This window comes from Phyllobacterium calauticae (genome assembly GCF_019991125.1).
In the GTDB taxonomy this organism is placed as follows: Bacteria; Pseudomonadota; Alphaproteobacteria; order Rhizobiales; family Rhizobiaceae; genus Phyllobacterium; species Phyllobacterium calauticae.
In genome coordinates, this window is the sequence record NZ_JAGENB010000003.1 from 132,092 (window position 1) to 153,353 (window position 21,262).

21 protein-coding genes and 1 tRNA gene are annotated in these 21,262 nt (G+C 61.2%); 13 read left to right on the plus strand and 9 right to left on the minus strand.

Annotated features, from left to right (window positions below):
• Positions 1-30 precede the first annotated feature (30 nt).
• Both J1W56_RS12465 and J1W56_RS26075 read right to left on the minus strand, forming a co-directional pair.
• Entirely contained in the window at positions 31-1,029 is a 999-nt protein-coding gene (locus J1W56_RS12465) for a glycosyltransferase (protein WP_223613621.1), read from the minus strand.
• An 86-nt stretch (positions 1,030-1,115) separates the two neighbouring features.
• Positions 1,116-2,246: a GNAT family N-acetyltransferase gene (locus J1W56_RS26075; protein WP_223613622.1), complete on the minus strand. Its 1,131-nt coding sequence runs from the start codon at positions 2,244-2,246 to the stop codon at positions 1,116-1,118.
• Between the two features lie 140 nt (positions 2,247-2,386).
• On the opposite strand from J1W56_RS26075, the gene J1W56_RS12475 reads away from it, so the two are divergent.
• A complete protein-coding gene (locus tag J1W56_RS12475; RefSeq protein ID WP_223613623.1) occupies positions 2,387-3,583 on the plus strand; it encodes an FAD-dependent oxidoreductase in 1,197 nt (398 codons plus the stop codon).
• 24 nt (positions 3,584-3,607) lie between these two features.
• On the opposite strand, the gene J1W56_RS12480 is transcribed toward J1W56_RS12475, so the two are convergent.
• Complete coding sequence (locus tag J1W56_RS12480) at positions 3,608-4,492, minus strand: methyltransferase domain-containing protein (protein ID WP_223613624.1); 885 nt, start codon at positions 4,490-4,492, stop codon at positions 3,608-3,610.
• 209 nt (positions 4,493-4,701) lie between these two features.
• Here J1W56_RS12480 and J1W56_RS12485 point away from each other — a divergent pair, with 209 nt between their 5' ends.
• The 3 genes from J1W56_RS12485 to J1W56_RS12495 all read left to right on the plus strand — a co-directional run bounded on the left by J1W56_RS12485 (position 4,702) and on the right by J1W56_RS12495 (position 6,881).
• Positions 4,702-5,076, plus strand: coding sequence for a YciI family protein (locus tag J1W56_RS12485; protein ID WP_223613625.1), 375 nt, complete (start codon positions 4,702-4,704; stop codon positions 5,074-5,076).
• On the plus strand, positions 5,073-6,314 hold the full coding sequence (locus J1W56_RS12490; RefSeq protein WP_223613626.1) for an RNA polymerase sigma factor: 1,242 nt from the start codon (positions 5,073-5,075) through the stop codon (positions 6,312-6,314). Before J1W56_RS12485 ends, J1W56_RS12490 begins: the two co-directional genes overlap by 4 nt.
• A gap of 90 nt (positions 6,315-6,404) precedes the next feature.
• A complete protein-coding gene (locus tag J1W56_RS12495; RefSeq protein WP_223613627.1) occupies positions 6,405-6,881 on the plus strand; it encodes an SRPBCC family protein in 477 nt (158 codons plus the stop codon).
• A gap of 70 nt (positions 6,882-6,951) precedes the next feature.
• Here J1W56_RS12495 and J1W56_RS12500 read toward each other — a convergent pair whose 3' ends face one another.
• Together J1W56_RS12500 and cbiE are read right to left on the minus strand one after the other, a co-directional pair.
• The gene (locus J1W56_RS12500; RefSeq protein WP_223613628.1) at positions 6,952-8,001 is read right to left on the minus strand and encodes a DUF475 domain-containing protein; all 1,050 of its coding nucleotides are present in this window, start codon (positions 7,999-8,001) and stop codon (positions 6,952-6,954) included.
• Positions 8,002-8,181: 180 nt separating this feature from the next.
• Complete coding sequence (cbiE, locus tag J1W56_RS12505) at positions 8,182-9,399, minus strand: precorrin-6y C5,15-methyltransferase (decarboxylating) subunit CbiE (RefSeq protein WP_223613629.1); 1,218 nt, start codon at positions 9,397-9,399, stop codon at positions 8,182-8,184.
• A gap of 156 nt (positions 9,400-9,555) precedes the next feature.
• Here cbiE and cobG point away from each other — a divergent pair, with 156 nt between their 5' ends.
• From cobG to purU, 5 genes are all read left to right on the plus strand, one after another.
• A complete protein-coding gene (gene cobG, locus J1W56_RS12510; RefSeq protein ID WP_223613630.1) occupies positions 9,556-10,956 on the plus strand; it encodes a precorrin-3B synthase in 1,401 nt (466 codons plus the stop codon).
• Positions 10,949-11,575: a precorrin-8X methylmutase gene (locus J1W56_RS12515; RefSeq protein ID WP_223613631.1), complete on the plus strand. Its 627-nt coding sequence runs from the start codon at positions 10,949-10,951 to the stop codon at positions 11,573-11,575. Before cobG ends, J1W56_RS12515 begins: the two co-directional genes overlap by 8 nt.
• Positions 11,575-12,315, plus strand: a complete 741-nt coding sequence (locus J1W56_RS12520; RefSeq protein WP_223613632.1) for a precorrin-2 C(20)-methyltransferase — start codon at positions 11,575-11,577, stop codon at positions 12,313-12,315. The genes J1W56_RS12515 and J1W56_RS12520 overlap by 1 nt, the downstream gene beginning before the upstream one ends.
• A complete protein-coding gene (gene cobJ / locus J1W56_RS12525) occupies positions 12,312-14,009 on the plus strand; it encodes a precorrin-3B C(17)-methyltransferase (protein WP_223613633.1) in 1,698 nt (565 codons plus the stop codon). The genes J1W56_RS12520 and cobJ overlap by 4 nt, the downstream gene beginning before the upstream one ends.
• A gap of 150 nt (positions 14,010-14,159) precedes the next feature.
• Positions 14,160-15,014, plus strand: a complete 855-nt coding sequence (gene purU, locus J1W56_RS12530) for a formyltetrahydrofolate deformylase (RefSeq protein ID WP_223613634.1) — start codon at positions 14,160-14,162, stop codon at positions 15,012-15,014.
• On the opposite strand, the gene J1W56_RS12535 is transcribed toward purU, so the two are convergent.
• Positions 15,011-15,937, minus strand: coding sequence for a 2-hydroxyacid dehydrogenase (locus J1W56_RS12535; protein ID WP_223613635.1), 927 nt, complete (start codon positions 15,935-15,937; stop codon positions 15,011-15,013). The two genes, purU and J1W56_RS12535, sit on opposite strands and share 4 nt — an antisense overlap.
• A gap of 202 nt (positions 15,938-16,139) precedes the next feature.
• Between J1W56_RS12535 and J1W56_RS12540 the strand changes: the two genes are divergently transcribed.
• A complete protein-coding gene (locus J1W56_RS12540) occupies positions 16,140-17,327 on the plus strand; it encodes an alpha-hydroxy acid oxidase (protein WP_223613636.1) in 1,188 nt (395 codons plus the stop codon).
• A 56-nt stretch (positions 17,328-17,383) separates the two neighbouring features.
• Here J1W56_RS12540 and J1W56_RS12545 read toward each other — a convergent pair.
• Positions 17,384-17,458: transfer RNA gene (locus tag J1W56_RS12545), tRNA-Glu, on the minus strand.
• Positions 17,459-17,545: 87 nt separating this feature from the next.
• Complete coding sequence (locus tag J1W56_RS12550) at positions 17,546-17,947, minus strand: fimbrial protein (protein ID WP_319025543.1); 402 nt, start codon at positions 17,945-17,947, stop codon at positions 17,546-17,548.
• Between the two features lie 2 nt (positions 17,948-17,949).
• Between J1W56_RS12550 and J1W56_RS12555 the strand changes: the two genes are divergently transcribed.
• Both J1W56_RS12555 and rpoH read left to right on the plus strand, forming a co-directional pair.
• Complete coding sequence (locus J1W56_RS12555) at positions 17,950-19,008, plus strand: RluA family pseudouridine synthase (protein ID WP_223613637.1); 1,059 nt, start codon at positions 17,950-17,952, stop codon at positions 19,006-19,008.
• A gap of 257 nt (positions 19,009-19,265) precedes the next feature.
• Positions 19,266-20,177: an RNA polymerase sigma factor RpoH gene (gene rpoH, locus J1W56_RS12560; protein ID WP_223613638.1), complete on the plus strand. Its 912-nt coding sequence runs from the start codon at positions 19,266-19,268 to the stop codon at positions 20,175-20,177.
• A 76-nt stretch (positions 20,178-20,253) separates the two neighbouring features.
• On the opposite strand, the gene J1W56_RS12565 is transcribed toward rpoH, so the two are convergent.
• Positions 20,254-20,643 carry a VOC family protein gene (locus J1W56_RS12565; protein WP_223613639.1) on the minus strand — a complete coding sequence of 130 codons (390 nt, stop codon included), beginning with the start codon at positions 20,641-20,643 and terminating at the stop codon, positions 20,254-20,256.
• Positions 20,644-20,743: 100 nt separating this feature from the next.
• On the opposite strand from J1W56_RS12565, the gene J1W56_RS12570 reads away from it, so the two are divergent.
• Positions 20,744-21,238 carry a GNAT family N-acetyltransferase gene (locus tag J1W56_RS12570; RefSeq protein ID WP_223613640.1) on the plus strand — a complete coding sequence of 165 codons (495 nt, stop codon included), beginning with the start codon at positions 20,744-20,746 and terminating at the stop codon, positions 21,236-21,238.
• Positions 21,239-21,262 lie beyond the last annotated feature (24 nt).

Genomic DNA, 21,262 nt, shown 5'->3' on the forward strand with positions numbered 1-21,262 from the left:
GCGGTGCATTCCTGTGTCTTTGAGGGCAGCCTAGTGGTCCTTGGAGATGACCTTACTCTCGATCCAGTCATCCGGCTGGCGGCGGGGATGGAAAAAGCCGAGCGGCAGGGCGGCGGCATGGAAACACCAGGCGACAACGGCATAGACGCCCAGCGACAGACTGCGCTGTTTCAGGCTCATCGCGGCAACGACGAGAACGATCAATGCGGCATCGATCAATAGGGCCATCTTCTTGTCGGGCAGGAAAACCAGAAGCCCGATCATCGCCAGCCACCACAGATAGACCCCGGCCCACAGGCGAAGTTCCGGCAGCTCGTGCACCAGCTTGTTCCAATGCGGGCGGCCAAGCGCGGCACGCAGCAATTCCCCGACGCCCCGCAGATATTTCGACCGCCAGCGCCGCACCAGCAAGGTGTAGGCGTTGATGGAGTGGCCGAAATGCGCGACGAAACGGCGGTCAAGCCGGTGCAGCTCCCATCCGAGCGACCGCAGGCGCACGCCCAGGTCGAATTCCTCATAGCCGTGCAGATTGCGGTCGGAGAAATAGCCGGCCTCGGCGATGGCAGCGCGGCGGTAAAGCCCGCCGCCATTCATGCGGTCAATCGATCCTGTCCGGTTTTCCGGCGACACGCGGCGCACCCGGCGGGTGAATTCGAGATTGTCGACGTTCATTTCCACCACATGTCCCGTCACCCCCGCAACCCGGGGATTGGCTTCGAGAAACGCAATGGCCGCACCGAGGAAATCCTTGTCGAGCAGCATGTCGCCATCCATGAGGCAGACCAGATCGTGATGACTGTACTGGAAGCCCAATTGCGGGCCGATGCCGCAGCTGGGCCTGGCCGGATTGACGATCTGCGCCACGGTCACCGGATAGTGCATGGCGATTTCGACCGTCCGGTCGGTGGAACCGCTATCGGCCACGATGACTTCGACCGTGCCGCCCGGCAAGGCCTGCAATGCGCTTTCAATCGCCGCTGCGATGCGCTTTTCTTCGTTCAGCGTTTTCATGATAATCGAAACGGTCATCAATCAAGTCCTGCCCCAGTCTGGAAACCGCTACACATGCACCGCCATCCCGCAATGGCGTATTCACTATCGTATCTCTTATGGCATTAGCGCAACGCGCGTAAGACTTTCCACTTGAGCGGCCTGAGTTTCTGCCACAAGGGCGTCGCACGCAGCCTCTCCATCACCCGCAACCGCGTTGCGATGACCCGTCCCCGCGCCGTGCGGACAAGCGTCATCTTTTTCAGGTCGATGGTGACGTCGCAGCAGTTCAGCTTCCATGGCTCGTCGCCGATGCCGAGGTCCAGGCAATCATAGCCGCTATCGAGCAAATGGCGCAGCAGCAGATAGTGCAGCACCCGCCCCGGAGAATATTTGGACCATTCGCCGGATTCAAACGTGAACACCAGCCCGTAATAGTGCCTGCCTTCGACCAGCGCCCACATCGCCGCGATAACCTGGCCGTTCACGACAAGCGCGGACAGGTGCAGCGCATTTGCCGCGGCAAAATTGTCGGTTCCCAGCGTGAAAAAGCTCTGCTTCTCCGGCTCCTTGTCGAAACCCGGCACCTGCGTTTCTTCAAACCGGCGCTGTTTCTGGGCAAGCAGCGTCTCCAGAACAAAGGCGCGTTCTTCCGGCGTCCCGGCAATCAGCAGCCGGCATTCGCCCAGCCGCTCGAGCGCCCGATGCCGGTTCCGCAGGTTCTTCGACCCCGGCTGCGACTGATCGACCTCCGGCCAGCTGCGCTTGAGGTTTGTCAGGTGGCACGACTCGCCGTTCAAGTCTTCAGCCAGCAGGAACAGCGGATTCGTGCGGTCGCGGATTTGCTCCGGCATTTTGTCGAAGATCGCCATGTCGAACGGCGGCAAAGCCTCTGCAATCCTGTTCCACAGCTGTTCGGCGGATGTTCGGGTCCATTCATCGCCGTTGGGAAACAGGATCGGCGCGTTGTAATCCGCCACGCCATCGTCGACGAAGGTGAGGACGCGCCCGCCATGGCGGGACGAGAGGCTGAACGGCAGAAAGCACAGCGGATTTCCGGAGATATCCCAGACCTCGACCAGACAAAGCTGGTTGCCCGGCCGGGTGCCATAGGATGCCAGCCATGTCTGCAGGAATGTGGTCGTCTGGAAAATATACTGCCTTGCATCCGTGGCCGTACCGGCCGCCGGCCATAGAGGCGAGAGCTGATCGGGATGGCTGTAAACCCGGATATCATATTCTGGAATCACAAACACTCACCCCTTCACGACACACGCATACGTGAACACTCTATCCACAACCAGCATAATCGATTGTTTAACATACATCTTATTTACGCTGTATTATCCGGCTTCACATTGACTGATCGAGCTGTCTACAGGTCTGCGGAGCATGCATGGTTGAACCGGAATTGGCAATTCAAGGGACGGAGGCACAGCCCATCCAGACCGATGTGGTGATCATCGGCGGCGGGCTGGCAGGAGCCAGTGCCGCCATCGCGCTGTTCCGTCAGGGCTACGGTGTGACCCTGATCAGCAGCCACGAGCGTCATCCGCCGGACTTTCGCGCCGAGAAAGTCGCGCAAACCCAGATGGAGTTGTTCGAGCGCATCGGTCTTGGCGATGTCGTGCGTGCCGAGGTGACCGCTTTTGACGGCGTATGGCTCCACCGATTCGGCCGGTTCGAGCGAACCACGACGCCCGAATATGGCGGCGATTATTCCGATCTGGTCAATACAGTGCGCCGGGCCATCCCTGCGGGCGTGCGTTCCATTGTCGGCCGGGTCGATGACATCGCGACCAGCGAAAACCTGCAGCACGTGACATTGTCCGATGGCCGGAAATTCACCGCACGGCTCCTGATCGTTGCCACGGGGCTCGGCGATACGATCCGCAAGAAGCTCGGGATCGAACGGGACATCATAAGCCCGCAGCATTCGCTGTGCTGCGGTTTCGATCTGGTACAGCCGCGATCGCATTTTCCCTTTCCATCCCTCGTGTGGAACGGGGCAAAATTCAATGACCGCGTATCCTACCTCACGCTCTTTCCTATAGGCGATAAAATTCGCGCCAACTTCTTCGTTTATCGGACATCGTCGGAGGAATGGACCCGCACATTCCGGGATCAGCCCGCGCAGGGTTTGCGCGCTGTGATGCCGGGTCTGGAAAGGATGTTTGGCGAAATCACCATTGCCGGTCCGGTCATTGCCCGCCCCATTGACCTGGTACAGGTGCACAATCACGAACAGGATGGGGTTGTTCTCATCGGGGACGCCTTCTGCGTCGTCTGCCCGATCACCGGCACGGGGATTGAAAAGGCCCTCACCGACGTGGACCGGTTGTGCAACACATATATTCCGCGCTGGTTCAAAAGTGCGGGCATGTCCAAGGCAAAAATCCGCGAATTTTACGCCGACCCCATCAAAACGGCCCGGGACGCTTCGGCAATGAAGATGAGTTTCGACGCGAAGAAGATCAAAACCGACCTTGGCATGCGCTGGAAATTGCGGCGGCTGCGCAGCAACACGCTGGGCCGTGCGCGCTACGTGGTGCGCGCCACCGTCAAGCAGCTGCGGTCACCGGCACCCAAATAAGTACCGGCGTATCGGGATTTCCGTTCACGGCCATTCCGCAATGACCACGCCGGACAGCATGTCCATCTGCATATCAGGCCGGTCGAAGGGCGGCGCCATTCCCGAAACGGAACGGGCCAGATGCTCCTGCGGGATTGCACGGGCATTGATGACGCGGACATTTTTCCAGCCATTGGCTTCGAATGCCCTGACATAGTCCAGCGGGCGGCGCCTGTTGGGCTGTCCGGGGAAGGAAAACAGCCGGTAAAGACCTTCCGAGTATCGATAGATATTGTTCGGATCCTGTTCGCGGATCCAGCGGGAGTGTGTCTGATAATCGACAATGTGCTCGGCGATGCAGCCGCTGCGGGCAACCTTGGAGATATTGGCAATCGTCGCTTCGATGTCGTCATAGTGCTCGAATGCGGCACAGCTCAGGATCAGATCGAACTTTCTGTTGTCCGCCAGCCGGGGAATGTCGAAATCCCGGCCGACGCGATAGCTGAACAGGTCGGAATCGGGGCCTTCGGTCAGTTGTTTCGCCCGGTCGATACTGGGAGCATAGGCTTCGCGCTCCGGAAACAGGTCGAGAAGTTTGGCAAAATAGGCGGCTGGCTCCGTACCCGCGAGTTCGAACACGTCAACGGCATGATAGGACTTGGCGCCATAGCCGAGCAGGATGGCCCCGGTGCCGAGCGACGACCCCGGACACAGCTCAAGGACGTCCTTGCCCTCCAGATCGAAGCCGGCGGGCAGATACCGCTTCCACGAGGCAACGGTGTCGTAGACATAGTCGATGCGGCCATCGGTGTCGGAACGGTCGACCTTGTTGGGCGTCGTATAGCCCTGCAGCTTGTTTTTTGCCCAGGCCAGAGCGAGGAAAACAATGCCGATCCCGTACATGGCCGCATTGCGCATACTGTGTCCCATTCATTACCCCGTCACTTGGTTCTTTAACCGCCGGCTGGCTGTGCACGTTCGCCTGCCAGGCATTAGAGAGCAGTTTCGTTTCCAGCGTCAACCGCTGGTTGCCAACGAATTTCACTCCGCAAGGCGAGCCGAGACAGGCTTGCAATTTTTCTCGACCTCATGTCGGGATCGGCGATAGTGGTTCGTCTTGAGGAAGAAGGAGTAACGGGATGCTTTACGCCATACTTTGCTACAACATGGAGGACGTGGTCGGTTCGTGGTCCAAGGAGGAAGACGACCTTGTCATGGAACGGCTTGGTGTCGTGCAGGACAAGCTCGCCAAATCAGGCAAGCTGGGGCCTGTGGCCCGGCTGCTGCCCACGACTGCCGCGACAACGCTGCGCAAATCCCGCGGCGAGCCCCTCGTCATCGACGGCCCCTTCGCCGAGACAAAGGAACAGTTTCTCGGATTCTACGTGGTTGACTGCGAATCGCTCGACGAGGCGCTCGACATCGCCCGCGATCTGGCACAGGCCAATCCCGGACAGGGTTCCTACGAGATACGCCCGATCGCCTTGTTCAGACCCGGATCGGGTTCCCAATGACCGACCCGGCCTGGATCGATGCCGCGCTGACAGCCGCACGCCCGCAGGCCGTGGGTGCCCTGTTGCGCTATTTCCGCAATCTCGACACGGCGGAAGAAGCCTTCCAGGAGGCCTGTCTGCGCGCGCTGAAGAACTGGCCGAAGAACGGCCCGCCGCGTGACCCCACGGCGTGGCTGATCTTCGTCGGCCGCAACAGCGCCATCGATACCGTACGGCGTCAGGCCAAGCAGCAGCCACTGCCGCCCGAAGACCTGCTGTCCGACCTCGGAGATGCCGAATCGGCCATCGCCGAGAAGATCGACAGCGCCGACTACCGCGACGATATCCTCCGGCTGCTGTTCATCTGCTGTCATCCGGATCTTCCAGCCACGCAGCAGATTGCGCTGGCACTGCGCATCGTGTCGGGACTTTCGGTCCGCCAGATCGCCCAGGCGTTTCTTGTCGGCGAAAGCGCCATGGAGCAGCGCATCACCCGAGCCAAGGGTCGGATTTCCTCCGGCGACATCCCGTTCGACACACCCGATGCCTTCGAGCGGGCAGAACGGCTTTCGGCCGTGAGTGCAATGATCTACCTGATCTTCAACGAGGGTTACTCGGCCGGCAGCACGGAAGTGGCAGCGCGGTTTCCGCTGTGCGACGAGGCGATCCGGCTGGCGCGCCTGCTCCTGCGCATTTTCCCGGCGGAACCGGAGATCATGGGGCTGACCGCTCTCCTGCTGCTGCAGCACGCCCGCGCCAAGGCCCGTTTCGACGCGGAAGGCGCGGTCGTTCTTCTGGACGATCAGGACCGCGGCCTGTGGAACCAGACGATGATCGCCGAAGGGCTTGCCCTGATCGACAAGGCCATGCGCCACCGGCAGCCGGGTGCCTATCAGGTGCAGGCGGCCATTGCCGCCCTGCACGCGCGGGCCCGGCAGCCGCAGGATACGGACTGGCTGGAAATCGATCAGCTCTATGCCGCGCTCGAACGGATAAGCCCCTCACCCGTGGTCACGCTGAATCGCTCCATAGCGGTGGCCAAGGTGCATGGTGCCGAGGCGGCGCTGCTGCTGATCGAGCCGCTGGAAGACAGGCTTTCCGGCTATTTTCACTTCTTCGGCGTCAAGGGCGGGCTGCTGATGCAGCTTGGCCGCAGCCGGGAGGCACGCATTGCCTTCGACCGCGCGATAGCCCTTGCCAATACACCGGCTGAAGCCGCCCACATCCGCATGCATCTCGACCGCCTCAGCCAGAACTGATCGCGAAAAATAGGAAAAATTCCGATACCGTGTCGGCCTCGCCGATTGCCATTCGTCCTTGCATCGAAACCATTCACGCAGGAGACCATCATGACATCCACCAGCGAAATCACCGACCGCGACCTCGTCATTACCCGCATCATCGATGCGCCCCGCGCAAACATATTCCGGGCCTGGACCGAGGTCGATCTTCTCAAGCAGTGGTTCGCGCCGCTGCCCTACACAACGCCGCACGCCGAGCTTGACGTGCGCGCCGGCGGCACCAGCGTCATCGTCATGCGCGGACCCGATGGCACCGAGTTTCCCAATCAAGGCGTCTATCTCGAAGTCGTCGAAAACGAACGGCTCGTCTTCACCGATGCCTATACCAGCGACTGGAAGCCGTCGGAGAAACCGTTCATGACCGGCATCATCACGCTGGAAGATGCCGGCAGCGGCAAGACGAAATACACCGCGCTCGTCCGGCACTGGACGGTGGCCGACCGGGAAGCCCACGAAAAAATGGGCTTTCATGCAGGTTGGGGTCTGTGCACCGACCAGCTCGCAGCCCTCGCTGCCAGGCTCTAAAACCCTTCATTTCACCTGCAAAAAAGCCATCCGGAACCCGGATGGCTTTTTGTCGGGACATGGAAGCGGATCAGGCGTGTTCCGCCTGATCCGGATGCCGGCGCCGGTAGCGGATCGACGACCAGAGCGAGAAGATGATGAGTGCCGCGCCGATCAAACCGGTGATCACTTCGGGAATATGAAACAAGGTCTGGCAATACATGATCACCGCAAGCACAAGGATCGCGTAGAATGCCCCGTGCTCGAGATAGCGGTACTGGCCGAGCGTCTCCTTCTCCACCATCATGATGGTCAGCGCGCGCACGTAGAACGCACCGATGCCCAGACCGATCGCAATGACAAACAGATTGGTCGACAGTGCGAACGCACCGATGACACCGTCGAACGAAAAACTCGCATCGAGCACTTCCAGATACAGGAACGCGCCAAGCCCGCCCTTGTGGACCGTGTCCATCTGTTCCTGCGAGGCATCGAGAAGCGCGCCAAGCCCCTCCACCACGAGGAAGGTCAGCAGGCCGTAAATGGCCGACGTCAGGAACGTCACCGACTCCGCACCGTCGAGCTGCCTGGAAAAGAAGATGATCAATGCCAGGACCACGCCGACCTCGATGCCCTGCACCGAGGCAAAGCGGGACGCGCGGCTTTCAACGACGCGGATCCAGTGCACGTCTTTCTCATGATCGAAGAAGAACTTGAGGCCGACCATCAGGAGAAACGTACCGCCAAAGGCGGAAATGCCGACATGGGCGTCCTGCATGATCCGCGCATATTGTTCCGGATTTGAAATGGCCAGCTTCAGCGCCGAAATCGGATCGATCCACGCGGCGATTGCAACAATTGCCAGCGGGAAGATGATCCGCATGCCGAACACGGCGATGATGATGCCCCATGTCAGAAACCGTCGCTGCCAGACCGGCGTCATGTCCCGGAGAATCCTGGCGTTCACAATCGCATTGTCGAAGGACAGCGAAATTTCAAGAATGCCCAGCACCGCACAGATGAAGAGGACTGATAATGTGCCTTCGACCGTTCCCGAATAGACGAACCCTATCCACGCGCCGAGCGCCAGTCCAACCGCCGTGAACAGAAACGGCCAGGTGAAGTACTTGTAAGTTGCCATATTTAATTCCTGCTAGAGTCTCCCAGATTGCTATCGGGGCCGGAAATCAAAACGGCGGTCACGACCGAGAGATCGGAACTTATGTACCGGTTGAATATGAATTCGCGCGCAATAGCAATCACCCGCCCCCCTTAGACTGCATAATCCTGTCGCAATCCTGTCGCGGCGCCGGTCCGGCTGTCAATCCGCGGGTTTGCGGACCGAATAGATCACCACGGGCAAGGCGGAGCGCCACGCATCAAAGGAACCGAGCGGCTGCGCCTGTGCAACGGCAAGTTTCGTCAGCTCGCCGCCGAACCTGCCGCGCCAGCCGATCAGTGCCGCCTCGCTCTGCAGGGTCACCGCATTGGCCACAAGCCGCCCGCCCGGCTTCAGCGCGTTCCAGCAGGCCTCCATCACGCCGCTGTCGGTAACGCCGCCGCCGATGAAAATGGCGTCCGGGCTGGCCAGACCAGAGAGTGCTGCCGGGGCTTCCCCGCGGACGAGCTGCAGATCCGGAACACCCAGCGCCCGGGCATTGCGCTCGATGACGCCTTGCCGCCCGTCATTGGCTTCCACGGCGATTGTCCGGCAGGAGGGATCGCTCCGCATCCATTCGATGCCGATGGAGCCGCATCCGGCCCCGACGTCCCACAGCAGCTCTCCAGGACGCGGCCCGAGCCGCGCCAGGGTGACAGCGCGGACATCCCGCTTGGTCAACTGGCCGTCATTCTCATAGGCCTCGTCAGGCAGGCCGGAAAGGATGGAATAGGAGCGCGCCTCCGGTTCGGCCGATCCGCAATCCACCGCGAGAACATTGAGATCGGCCCCGCGCGGATGCGTCCAATCCCTGGCCACGCCGTCGACCCGGTGTTCCGCCTCACCGCCCATATGTTCCAGAACCGTAAGCCTGGCCGAACCGAATCCGCTGTCCACCAGCATCCGCGCGACCTTCGCGGGCGTATCGCCATCATTGCTCAAGATGAGCAGCCTGACTCCCGGTGTGAACGACTTGAACAATGTCTCAACCGGACGGCCGTGCACGCTGAGCAGATGCACATGCTGCACCGGCCAGCCCATTGCAGCCGCTGCGAGCGAGAAGGATGCGGGTGCCGGCAGAATCCGCATCTCGGCCCGATCGAAGAAACGTGTCAAAGTTGCACCCATGCCGAAATGCATGGGATCGCCGCTGGCAAGCACCACCACTTGGGTGCCGCGCAACGCCGTCAGGGTGGGATAGACATCGGAAAAGGGTGTCGGCCATGCGATCCGCTTTGCCGCAAGTGTTTCCGGCAGGAATTCGAGGTGCCGCCTGCCGCCGAAAACCGTGGTGGCATGGTCCAGCGCGGCGCGGGCATTGGCACCCAGTCCGCCATAGCCGTCTTCACCAATCCCGATAATCGTCAGCCAAGGCGTCATGTCATGTCCCGTTGATTGCAGAGGCTATGCATGCCCGAAAGCGCCGGAAGGGTCAACGAAGCTCAAACAGCATGCCCGTTGCAATTGCGGATCATATTTCTTTCCTCCGCACCGGCCATCCTGTAAAACCCTGATCCGATGAGCCAGTTAAGCACCATGGACGCAGTCCCGAACAGAATTGAAGACCGGCGGTCCGCCTGCCCCGGATTGTTCCGCATGGCCAAGGCGCTTGATGGCGCAATATGCCGGGTGAAACTGACATTCGGCACGCTGAGCGCCGAACAGGCGCACCGCATTGCCGATGCAGCCCGGCAGTTCGGCAATGGCGTCATCGAGATCACCAACCGGGCCAACCTGCAGATTCGCGGCGTGCGGCCCGATACGGAAAATCCGCTGATCGCAGCACTGCTGGCCGCCGGGCTCGGGCCACTGACCGACCGGGGCGACGATGTGCGCAATGTCATGGTCAGCCCGATCGCCGGTGTCGTGCCGGGCAGATTCGACGTGCGGCCGCTCGCCTTGCAGCTGTTCGAAATCCTGCAGACCGATGCCTCCTACCAGCGCCTTTCGCCGAAATTTTCCATTCTCGTCGACGGCGGCGAAAGCGTTGCCATGGTGGAGCATCCCCATGACATCTGGCTGAGCGCCATCGACGCAGAGAGCCCCCGGTTTGCCCTGGGCGTTGCCGGCACACCGCCGACGGGAGCGGACGATACGCCCGCCCTCGGCAGTGTCGGCGTATCCCGGGCCATGCAGCTGGTCACGGCGATTCTCGATGCGTTCATCGATTGGAATGCCGCCAATCCGGCGGCCTCGCGGCTTCGTCACATGATCGCAGCCATCGGGCGCGACGCATTCGCCGCCCAGCTGGAAAAGCGTCTGAATTTTTCAATACGCAATGAACAGGCTGATCAATGGCGCCGATCCTTGCCCCGCCCGCATGGACATCTCGGCCTGTTGCCGGAACGCGGCAGCGACCACCGCCTTGCCGGCGCCATGCCGCCGCTCGGGCGCCTTGATCCCGACAGGCTGGACGCCGTGGCGGCACTGGCGGAAAAAAACAGCAATGGAAAGCTGCTGATAACGCCGTGGCAGAGCATAATGTTGCCTGAAGTGCCCGAAGCCATGGCATCGCAAACAGTGCGGGAATTCGAGGCCCTTGGTTTCGCCGCCCGGCCGGATAATCCGCTTGCAACCATGATCAGTTGTTCAGGCTCCGCCGGTTGCGGATCGGCGCTTGGTGCAACGCAGGCCGATGGCCTCAAGCTCGGCGCATTGCTGCGCAACACGGCTCCTGATATGGCGGTTCACCTGACCGGCTGCAGCAAATCCTGCGCCTCGCCTTCGGCAAAACCGGTCACGCTGGTTGCAACCGAACCGGGGTACTACAACATATTTCTGCGTGCGACCAATGGACCGTCGCGATTTGGCAAGCTATTGGCTGCACATGTTACTATCGAGGAAGCTGCCGACTGGATCGGCAACCTTCCGTTGAATTCCCGGCCATCGACCCAAAGGCCGCTCACTTCCGGCTCTGGGGGGCCACCGCATGCTTGACTATATCCGCGACGGTCAGGCGATCTATGATCGCTCCTTCGCCATCATCCGCTCCGAGGCCGATCTCAGCCGCATTCCCGCTGATCTGGAAAAGCTGGCCGTGCGCGTCGCCCATGCCTGCGGCATGGTCGATGTGATCGGGGACCTCGCCTTTTCCGAAGGCGCGGGCGCAGCGGGTGTGGCCGCCCTGGCCGGGGGCGCACCCATCCTGTGCGATGCCCGCATGGTGCTCGAAGGGGTGACGCGCGCGCGCCTGCCCGCCAGCAATGACGTCATCTGCACGCTCTCGGACCCGTCCGTCGCCGCTCTCGCCCGCGACATGGGCAATACCCGTTCGGCGGCTGCGCTTGAACTGTGGCGCCCGCATCTCGCCGGAGCCGTGGTGGCCTTCGGCAATGCACCGACCGCCCTGTTCCGCCTCCTCGAAATGCTCGATGAAGGCGCGCCGAAACCGGCGCTTATCCTCGGCTTTCCCGTCGGCTTCGTCGGCGCGATGGAATCGAAGGCGGCGCTGGCCGAAAACAGCCGCGGCGTTCCCTTCGTCGTCGTGCACGGACGGCGGGGCGGCAGCGCCATGGCCGCGGCCGCACTCAATGCACTCGCTTCGGAGAAAGAATAATGCCGCAGCCTGGACGGCTTTTCGGACTGGGCGTTGGTCCCGGCGATCCCGAACTCATTACCCTCAAGGCCCTGCGGCTGCTGCAGGCGGCGCCCGTAGTCGCCTACCACGCGGCCAAGGGCAAGAAGGGCAATGCGCTGACCATCGTCGAGACCTATCTCAACGACAACCAGTTGCTTGTGCCGCTGATCTATCCGGTCACCACGGAAAAGCTGCCCGCGCACATGAATTATGAAGCCATCGTCAGCGATTTCTACGGCGAGATCACCGAACGTCTCAAAACGCATCTGGATGCGGGCAAGGATGTCGCCGTCATTGCCGAGGGCGACCCGTTCTTCTACGGCTCCTTCATGTATATCCACGACCGGCTGGCCGGACAGTATGAGACGGAAGTCGTGCCCGGCGTCTGCTCCATTCTGGGTGGCGCGGCCGTGCTCGGTGCGCCGCTGGTCTACCGCAACCAGACATTGACGGTGCTCTCCGGCGTGCTTCCGGCCCATGAGCTGAAAAACCGCCTCGCCGCGACGGAAGCGGCCGCCATCATGAAGCTCGGCAAGAATCTGGCGAAGGTGCGCGATGTCATCGCCGACCTCGGGCTGATGGATCGTGCGCTTTACGTCGAGCGCGCCACCATGGATGCGCAGCGCATTGTGCCGTTGCGCGATGTCGATCCGGAGTCTTCACCCTATTTCTCGCTCATCCTTGTGCCCGGCGAGAAATGGCAGGGTGGCGGCGAATGACAGCCCCGCTTGTCCTGATGGTTTTGAGCGCGCAGGGCATGGAAACAGCGCAGCGGATCAAGGCCGGTTATCCCGAAGCGGTCATTCACGGGCTGGAAGGCCGCGTGCAGGGTGCGGACCACACCTACACCAATTTCGGCGAAACGCTGCGCACGCATTACCGCAACGGCAACGCCATTGCCGCCCTGTGTTCCGCCGGCATCACCATCCGCGCGCTGGCATCGTTGCTGGAAAACAAGGGCGGCGAACCGCCGGTACTCGCCATTGCCGATGACGGCAGCGCCGTGGTGCCGCTGCTCGGCGGAACCACCGGCGTCAATGTGCTGGCGCGGCAGCTGTCAAAAATTCTCGACGTATCTCCTGCGATCACCACATCGGGCGAATTGCGCTTCGGCACCTGCCTGCTCAATCCGCCGGCGGAATTCCATCTGCAGAACCCCGAGGACGGCAAACGCTTCATCGCTGATCTTCTCGCCGGCCAGACCGTGCGGATCGATGGTCCGGCGCCATGGCTGGAAGAGGCGCGCCTGCCGGTCGCCGATAACAGCGCGATGCATATCCGCGTCACGCCGTTGAACATTGCCCCGCAGAAGAACGAGCTGGTCTTTCATCCCAAGGTGGCGGTTGTCGGCATTGCCGGTGATTTCAGCGCTGAAGAGGTGCGGGCTGCCCTTACTGCAGAGAATATCGCGCTTGCTTCCGTCGTCTGCCTTGCCGCCAGCGAAGAACGCAGTGCAAGCGCCCCGCTCCACCATCTTGCGGCTGAGCTTGGCCTGCCTCTGCGGCTGCTTCCGGTGAACGGTTGCAGTGCCGGAGATATCCTATCGGCCTTCATCAAAGAGCCGGTACGCCAGAACGGCAACGACAAGCTTGCCATCGCCGTTGCGGCCACGCCCGATGCCGTGACACGCGCCGGACATCGGCGCGGCCGCCTTGCGGTCATCGGGCTTGGACCGGGCGATCCGGATTTCATGATCCCGGCCGTCAGGCAGGAACTGCAGCGTGCTGAGGATGTTCTCGGTTACGAGACCTATGTGCGCATGGCCGGGTCTTTCCGCCCCGATCAAATCATTCACATGACGGATAATCGCGAGGAAATGCAGCGTGCCCGCCACGCGTTCGAATTGGCCGCCTCCGGCCGTTCGGTGGTGATGATTTCATCCGGCGATCCCGGTGTGTTCGCCATGGCAGCCGCCGTGGTCGAAGCCTTGCACGAATCCGACAATCCGGCCTGGCACGGGGTCGACCTGCAGATTCTTCCCGGCGTTTCCGCCGCGATGGCGGCCGCCAGCCGCAGCGGCGCACCGCTCGGCCATGATTTCTGCATCCTGTCGCTGTCCGACAATCTGAAACCGTGGGACATCATCGAAAAGCGCATCGCGCTGGCGGCCGAAGCGGATTTCGCCATGGCTTTTTACAATCCGATCTCCAAACCACGGCCATGGCAACTGCCGCGTGCTATCGAGATTCTGCGCCAGCACCGTGCACCGGAGACACCCATCGTTCTGGGCCGCGATATCGGCCGTCCGGCGGAAACCCTGCGCGTCATCACCCTGGCGGACCTCACACCCGAGCAGGTCGACATGCGCACGGTCATTCTCGTGGGATCATCCCTCACCCAAAGCTTTGACCGGGTGGATGGCGGCCAGTGGGTCTATACCCCGCGCTGGTACGGAACCAAGCCCGCCGGTTGAAGGGAATCTCATCGCCCGGTGACGAAAGATCATTTGACGGGGCACCCGAATGCCGGAAAAAGGACTGAGCGCTTCGCATTTGTGTCGACGCGTTTCTTCCGCCCTCACTATGATCGCCGTCCATTGTCGCCCGTATCCCTGGAGTTTCCCATGCCAAACAAGAACTATGTCCTCACCCTGTCGTGCGAAGACAAGCCTGGGATCGTGGCATCGGTGACGACGGAGCTGGCGGCGCTGGATGCCAATATCGCCGAGAGCAACCAGTTCTGGGACCGCCAGACCAACCGCTTCTTCATGCGCATCGCCTTTGCCGCCTCAGAAAGCACCTCCAAGGGCGATGTCGAGCGGGCGCTGAAACCCGCCATCGAGCGCTTCGGCATGAAGACCACGCTGATCGACCAGGCCAAGAAGCCGAAGATCGTCATCATGGTGTCGAAGTTCGACCATGCGCTCTTGCACCTGTTCTACCAGATCAAGGTCGGCTGGCTCGATGCGGAAGTGGCCGCCATCGTCTCCAACCACGAGGACAGCCGCCGCTTTGCCGAACATGAGGGCATCCCCTATCATGTGCTGCCTGTGTCGAAAGACAACAAGACGGCGCAGGAGGAGGCGCTGCTGAAGATCGTCAAGGACACCGGCGCCGATCTCGTCATCCTCGCCCGCTACATGCAGGTTCTCTCCGACAATCTGTCGAAGCGGCTGTTCGGCAAGGTGATCAACATCCACCATTCGTTCCTGCCGAGCTTCAAGGGGGCAAAGCCCTATCACCAGGCGTTCGAGCGCGGGGTGAAGCTGATCGGCGCGACGGCGCATTATGTCACGCCCGACCTCGACGAGGGCCCGATCATCGAGCAGGAGACCGAGCGGGTCAGCCATGCCATGAGCGCCGAGGACTTTGTCGCCACCGGCCGCGATATCGAGAGCCGGGTTCTGGCACGGGCGGTCAAGAAGCACCTCGAATCCCGCGTCATGCTCAATGGGCACAAGACCGTGGTGTTCGGCTAGGGCTTTTCCGCAAAATAGTGTTCCAGATTGGTGACGACGCGATCCGCCATGGCGCGGCGCGTCTCCAGCGTGGCGCTGCCCATATGCGGCTGCAGCACGACATTGTCGAGCTTGAACAGGGCTTCCGGCACGGACGGCTCATCGGCGAACACATCAAGTCCGGCGCGGCCAAGTTCGCCCGATTGCAGCAGTTCCACCAGCGCCGCCTCGTCGACCACCGTGCCGCGCGCCACATTGACGAATGTTCCGTCTGGACCGAGCGCCTGCAGGACCTCGCGGGAAATCACGCCCCGTGTTGCCTCGCCGCCCGGCAGGATGGCGATGAGCGCGGCACTGTCGCGGGCGAGCTCGACGAGATTGTCGTAATAGGCATAGGGCGCGTCAGCCTTCCTGCTGCGGGTGTGGTAGGCAACGTCGCATCCGAATGCCAGAAGCTTCTTGGCGATGACGCTGCCGATGCGCCCGAGCCCGACAAGGCCGACGCGCTTGCCTTCGATACCCAGCGCCAGCGGTGCGCTTTCGCCCCTGGCCCAGCGTCCTTCGCGCACAAACCGATCGTTCTTCACCAGATCGCGCGTCGCGGCGAGCAGCAGCAGCAGCGCCATGTTGGCCGTGTCTTCATTCAGCACATCGGGCGTATTGGCAACCCGGATTCCCCTGGTATTGGCATAGGCGACATCCAGCGAGTCCGTTCCGACACCGAAGGACGAAATGATCTCCACCTGTGGCAACAGGTCGATCATATCGGCGGTGATGCCGGTAAACGTGCTGGTCACCGCAGCGCGAAAACGCCCGGCATTCTCCTGCAGGAATTTCAGCGCGTCCTTTTCCGCGTAGAGTTTCTCCACCGCATATCTTTTCTCCAGCTCCGCCAGCAGATAGGGCATGAGGGGGCCGAGCACGAGAACCGGTTGCTTTGTCATGAATGGATATCCTTCGGAAAATAACGAGGCAGGAGCGCGATCATAGCCAAATCGCCGGGCTTATGCCAAACCCTCAATAAGAATTTACCTGTAAAGCAATTAATCGTATATGACTTTTTGGCACGTTCTGACAATTCTCGTGCTTGTCTTCCCAACCTTGCTATTGTCGAAAATCAAAAACAGAAACCTCCGGACGGAACCCATGCCCAAGACCGTTGAAATTGCCGATTTGAAGAGAATTGCCCAGCGCCGCGTGCCGAAAATGTTTTTCGACTATGCGGATTCCGGTGCCTGGACGGAAAGCACCTACCGCGCCAACGAGGAGGATTTCCGCAAGATCCAGCTGCGCCAGCGCGTGGCCGTCGATATGAGCGACCGGACACTGGAAAGCACCATGGCGGGCCAGGCCGTCTCCATGCCGGTTGCCCTCGCCCCGACCGGCCTGACCGGCATGCAGCATGCGGACGGCGAAATGCTGGCGGCTCAGGCGGCCGAGGAATTCGGCGTGCCGTTCACCCTGTCGACCATGAGCATCTGTTCCATCGAGGACGTCGCCTCGGTAACGAAGAAGCCATTCTGGTTCCAGCTCTATGTCATGCGCGACCGCGACTTCGTCAAAGATCTGATCGACCGTGCCAAGGCGGCCAGATGCTCCGCACTGGTGCTGACGCTCGATCTGCAGATTCTCGGCCAGCGCCACAAGGATGTGCGCAACGGACTGTCCGCCCCGCCGAAATTCACCGCCAAGCACATCTGGCAGATGGCCACCCGCCCGCAATGGTGCCTCGGCATGCTGAAGACCGAGCGCCGCACGTTCCGCAATATCGTCGGCCATGCCAAGGGTGTCGGCGATCTCTCTTCGCTCGGCACATGGACGGATGAACAGTTCGACCCGCGACTGTCCTGGAACGATGTTGCCTGGATCAAGGAACGCTGGGGCGGCAAGCTCATCCTCAAGGGCATTCTCGATGTCGAGGATGCGCGCATGGCCGTCTCGACCGGCGCCGATGCCATTATCGTGTCGAATCACGGCGGCCGCCAGCTGGATGGCGCTCCCTCGTCGATCTCAGCGCTCGCCGATATCGTCGATGCGGTCGGCGACAAGATCGAAGTGCTGTTCGATGGCGGCATCCGCTCCGGCCAGGATGTGCTGAAGGCGCTCGCCATCGGCGCCAAGGGCACCTTTATCGGCCGCGCCTTCCTCTACGGGCTGGGTGCGGGCGGCAAGCAGGGCGTCACGCAAGCTCTGGAGATCATCCGCAACGAACTCGACGTCACCATGGCGCTGTGCGGCGAACGCGACGTCAAGAACCTCGACCGCAACAATCTCTACAAGAGCGGCCTTGAAACCAGGCCGCGCGCGGCCGCGCCCAGGAAAAAGCGTGCCTGATAGGATCAATGGCCGGTGCAAACCGGCCAGACATTCCTCTTCGTATTTCAGGTGAGTGGTACGCCCAAGGGGAATCGAACCCCTGTTTGCGCCGTGAGAGGGCGCCGTCCTGACCGCTAGACGATGGGCGCGCAGTCGATTGCGCGGGTATAATCAAGCAAATCGAAAAGTGCAATGACCATTTGCAAGAGAATGGTCATTGCAGCGGTCTTCAATATCTAATTGGCCGCTTCCGAAATGCGCGCCACGACGCGTTTTGTCGCCACGTCATAGACGAGAATCTGCCGCGTGCCGTTTGCCAGCCGCGTTTCCAGCGACAGCATCGATCCGGAAAGATTATGCGACAGCACGCGCGTGCCGGGATCAAGCGTGATGGCTTCACCCACCAGCGCATCGCCGATCGGCTGCCCCGGCGCCTCGGAACGGACCGCTGCCGGCTTGGCCGCGCCACCCACCGGCTGGTTAATCTTGTAGACAATGGCCGCAAGCACCGCCATAAGACCAATCACCATGATGCCGATGGAAACAGCCAGAAGCCGGATCATCTTGCGGCGCACCCGTTCCATTGCTGGATCGAGCGGCTGCTCTTCCGTTTCCGTATCAGCATTGATATTGGCCATGTATGGCATTCTCCGAGGTTTCGAAACCAAGCCTCTGTAACGAAGGGACGCGGTCTTTGAAAGAGCTAATTACCGATAACGAGGCAACGGGCAAGCGACTTGACGCATGGCTCTCGGCGCAGCTGGCACCGGATCTGTCCCGCAACCGCATCCAGGCGCTCATCAGCGACGGGCAGGTCAGCGTCGACGGCAAGGTCGTGCGCGAGACGAAACACAAGCTGCGCGAAGGCGTCAGCATCACCGTTGAAATCCCCGAACCGGAAGACGCAACGCCGGCGGGAGAAGATATTGCACTCGACATTCTCTACGAGGATGCCGACCTGATCGTCATCAACAAGCCGGCGGGTCTCGTGGTACATCCCGGCAACGGCAACTGGACCGGCACGCTGGTCAATGCGCTGATCCACCATTGCGGCGATACGCTGTCCGGTGTCGGCGGTGTCAAACGTCCGGGCATCGTGCACCGTCTCGACAAGGAAACCAGCGGCGTCATGGTCGTGGCCAAGAACGACCTCGCCCATCGCCACCTCAGCGCCCAGTTTGCCGATCATGGCCGCACCGGCGATCTGGAACGCGCCTATCTCGCGCTTGTCTGGGGCACGCCCGACCGCAAGACCGGCACCATCGACGCGCCGCTCGGCCGCTCGCACCGCGACCGCACCAAGCAGGCGGTCGTGCATGAGGAACGCGACGACGCCCGCCATGCCGTCACGCATTTCGACGTGCAGGAACGCTTCGGTGCCAAAGAGGATTCGACGGCGGTCGCCTCGCTGATCGAATGCCGCCTCGAAACCGGACGGACCCATCAGATCCGCGTGCACATGGCCCATATCGGCCACCCCCTGGTGGGCGACGTGGAATATGGCAGCGCCTACAAGACCAAGGCCAACAAGCTGGCCGACCCCCTGCAGAGCGTGGTCAAGGGCTTTTCACGGCAGGCGCTGCATGCGCAGGTGCTGGCATTCGAACACCCGTCCACCGGCGAGATCATGCGCTTTGAAGCGGATGTGCCGGAGGATATGGCCGAACTGCTGACCGCATTCCGGACAACTCCGCTTTAGGGATCCCCGCAGAAAAAATCGAAAACACTTGCGGAACTTTATTTCATACCGTACGTTATAGAACGCAGGCGGAAATCTTGACTCTGTTGTTCACATTTATGTGACAAATTGTTTCGGTTCTTAATGCATCGTGTTTTTGACAAAATGCTACCTATATATGGATAGCACTGGTCCGGTCGTGCCGCGCAATGCGGGCGGCCGGTTGCTGCGAACCCGCCGATAATGGGGGTTCATCTCACAATGAGGAGGGGTGCTCAGTGGCCCAAAATCTTCCAAGTATTGTTGCCGGTGACGGGGGACTGACCCGTTATCTCGAAGAGATTCGCCGTTTTCCCATGCTCGAACCGCAGGAAGAGTACATGCTCGCCAAGCGGTATCTGGAGCATGCCGATCCGAAAGCGGCCCATAGACTCGTGACCAGCCATCTGCGGCTCGTCGCCAAGATTGCCATGGGTTATCGCGGCTACGGCCTGCCGATCGGCGAGGTCATTTCCGAAGGCAATGTCGGCCTGATGCAGGCGGTCAAGCGGTTTGAGCCGGAACGCGGCTTCCGTTTGGCGACCTATGCCATGTGGTGGATCAAGGCCTCGATCCAGGAATATGTCCTGCGGTCGTGGAGCCTGGTCAAGATGGGCACGACAGCCAACCAGAAGCGCCTGTTCTTCAACCTGCGCAAGGTGAAAAGCAAGATTCAGGCGCTGGACGACGGCGACCTCAACCCTGAACAGGTCAAGGAAATCGCCACCCGCCTCAGCGTGTCCGAGGACGAGGTCGTATCGATGAACCGCCGGCTGTCCGGCGATGCATCGCTGAACGCCCCGATCCGCTCTTCCGACGGCGAAGCCGGCGGTGACTGGCAGGACTGGCTGGTCGACGACCACGACAGCGCCGAAGACATGCTGATCGAACAGGACGAACTGGAGAACCGGCGCGAAATGCTCTCCGGTGCGATGTCATCGCTCAATGACCGCGAACGGCGCATTTTCCAGGCCCGCCGCCTGGCCGACGATCCGGTAACGCTCGAGGACCTGTCGACCGAGTTCGGCATCAGCCGCGAGCGCGTGCGTCAGATCGAAGTGCGTGCTTTCGAGAAGGTGCAGGATGCGGTGAAAGCAGCAGCCAGCAAACAATTGAAGGCGCTGGTTTCGACCGGTTCCGACGCGCGCTGACAAGCGCATCGCGAATGAGACAAAAGGCCCCGGATATACGGGGCCTTTTGCATTTTCAGCCCCTGCGCCGTCCGTCTCATCCGGCGTTGTAGCAGACGAAAGCCAGCTTGTTGCCGTCGGGATCGCGCGCATAAGCGCCGTAAAAACCCGCGCCGTAATGCGGCCTTCGCCCCGGCGCGCCCTCGTCGCTTCCGCCGTTCTGCATCGCCAGCGCATGGAGCCGGTCGACGATGCCGGTATTGTCGAACAGGAACGCGGTCATACTGCCATTGCCCACCGTTGCAGCCCCGCCGTCAAAAGGATAGCCGACGAAGAATCGCGGAATGGCCTCATCCGCGCGCTTGCCCCATGAAACCGACTGCTCATCGCGCCAGCATTGATCAAGATCCATTGCCGCCATGAGTGGATCATAGAAACGCAGGGATTTTTCCAGGTCATTCGTTCCGATCATCGTGTAGCCGATCATCCCCGTCTCCTCCAAATCCCCCTGCGGACCATGACAATATTGACAAAGACTTGCGCTAAAACCAGCCTGTAGGCAAACGATTCACCACAGGCAGCTTTCCATGTTCACCCTAGAACCCGCCACCGTAGAAGATTTCGACCGGCTTCTGCAATTACGCCTTCATTGCATGCGTGAAAGCCTGGAACGGATCGGACGGTTTGACGAGTGGCGCGCCTATGACCGCTTTCGCAATTCATACCGCCCGCATTATACAAGGCTCATCATGCGGCCCCAGGGGGAACTGGCCGGATGCGTGGCGATGGGACCGGCAGACGGAGATCTGCTGCTTGAGCATTTCTACATCGCGCCCGAACAGCAGGGAAAAGGTCTGGGCAGCGCGGTTCTGCAGCGGCTGCTCGGCGAAGCCGACGCCGCCGGCCTGCCGATCCGCCTGAGCGTGCTTCAGCAAAGCGACGCCGGACGCTTTTATGCCCGCCACGGTTTTACGCAGACGGGCGAGGACGAATGGGATGTCTACTACCGGCGCCCGCCGCGAACAAGCGGGGAACCAGCCCGCGGGGTTGGCGGGCAACTCATGGAAAAACAATTGCGATGAAAAAAGGCTCCGTTTCCACGGAGC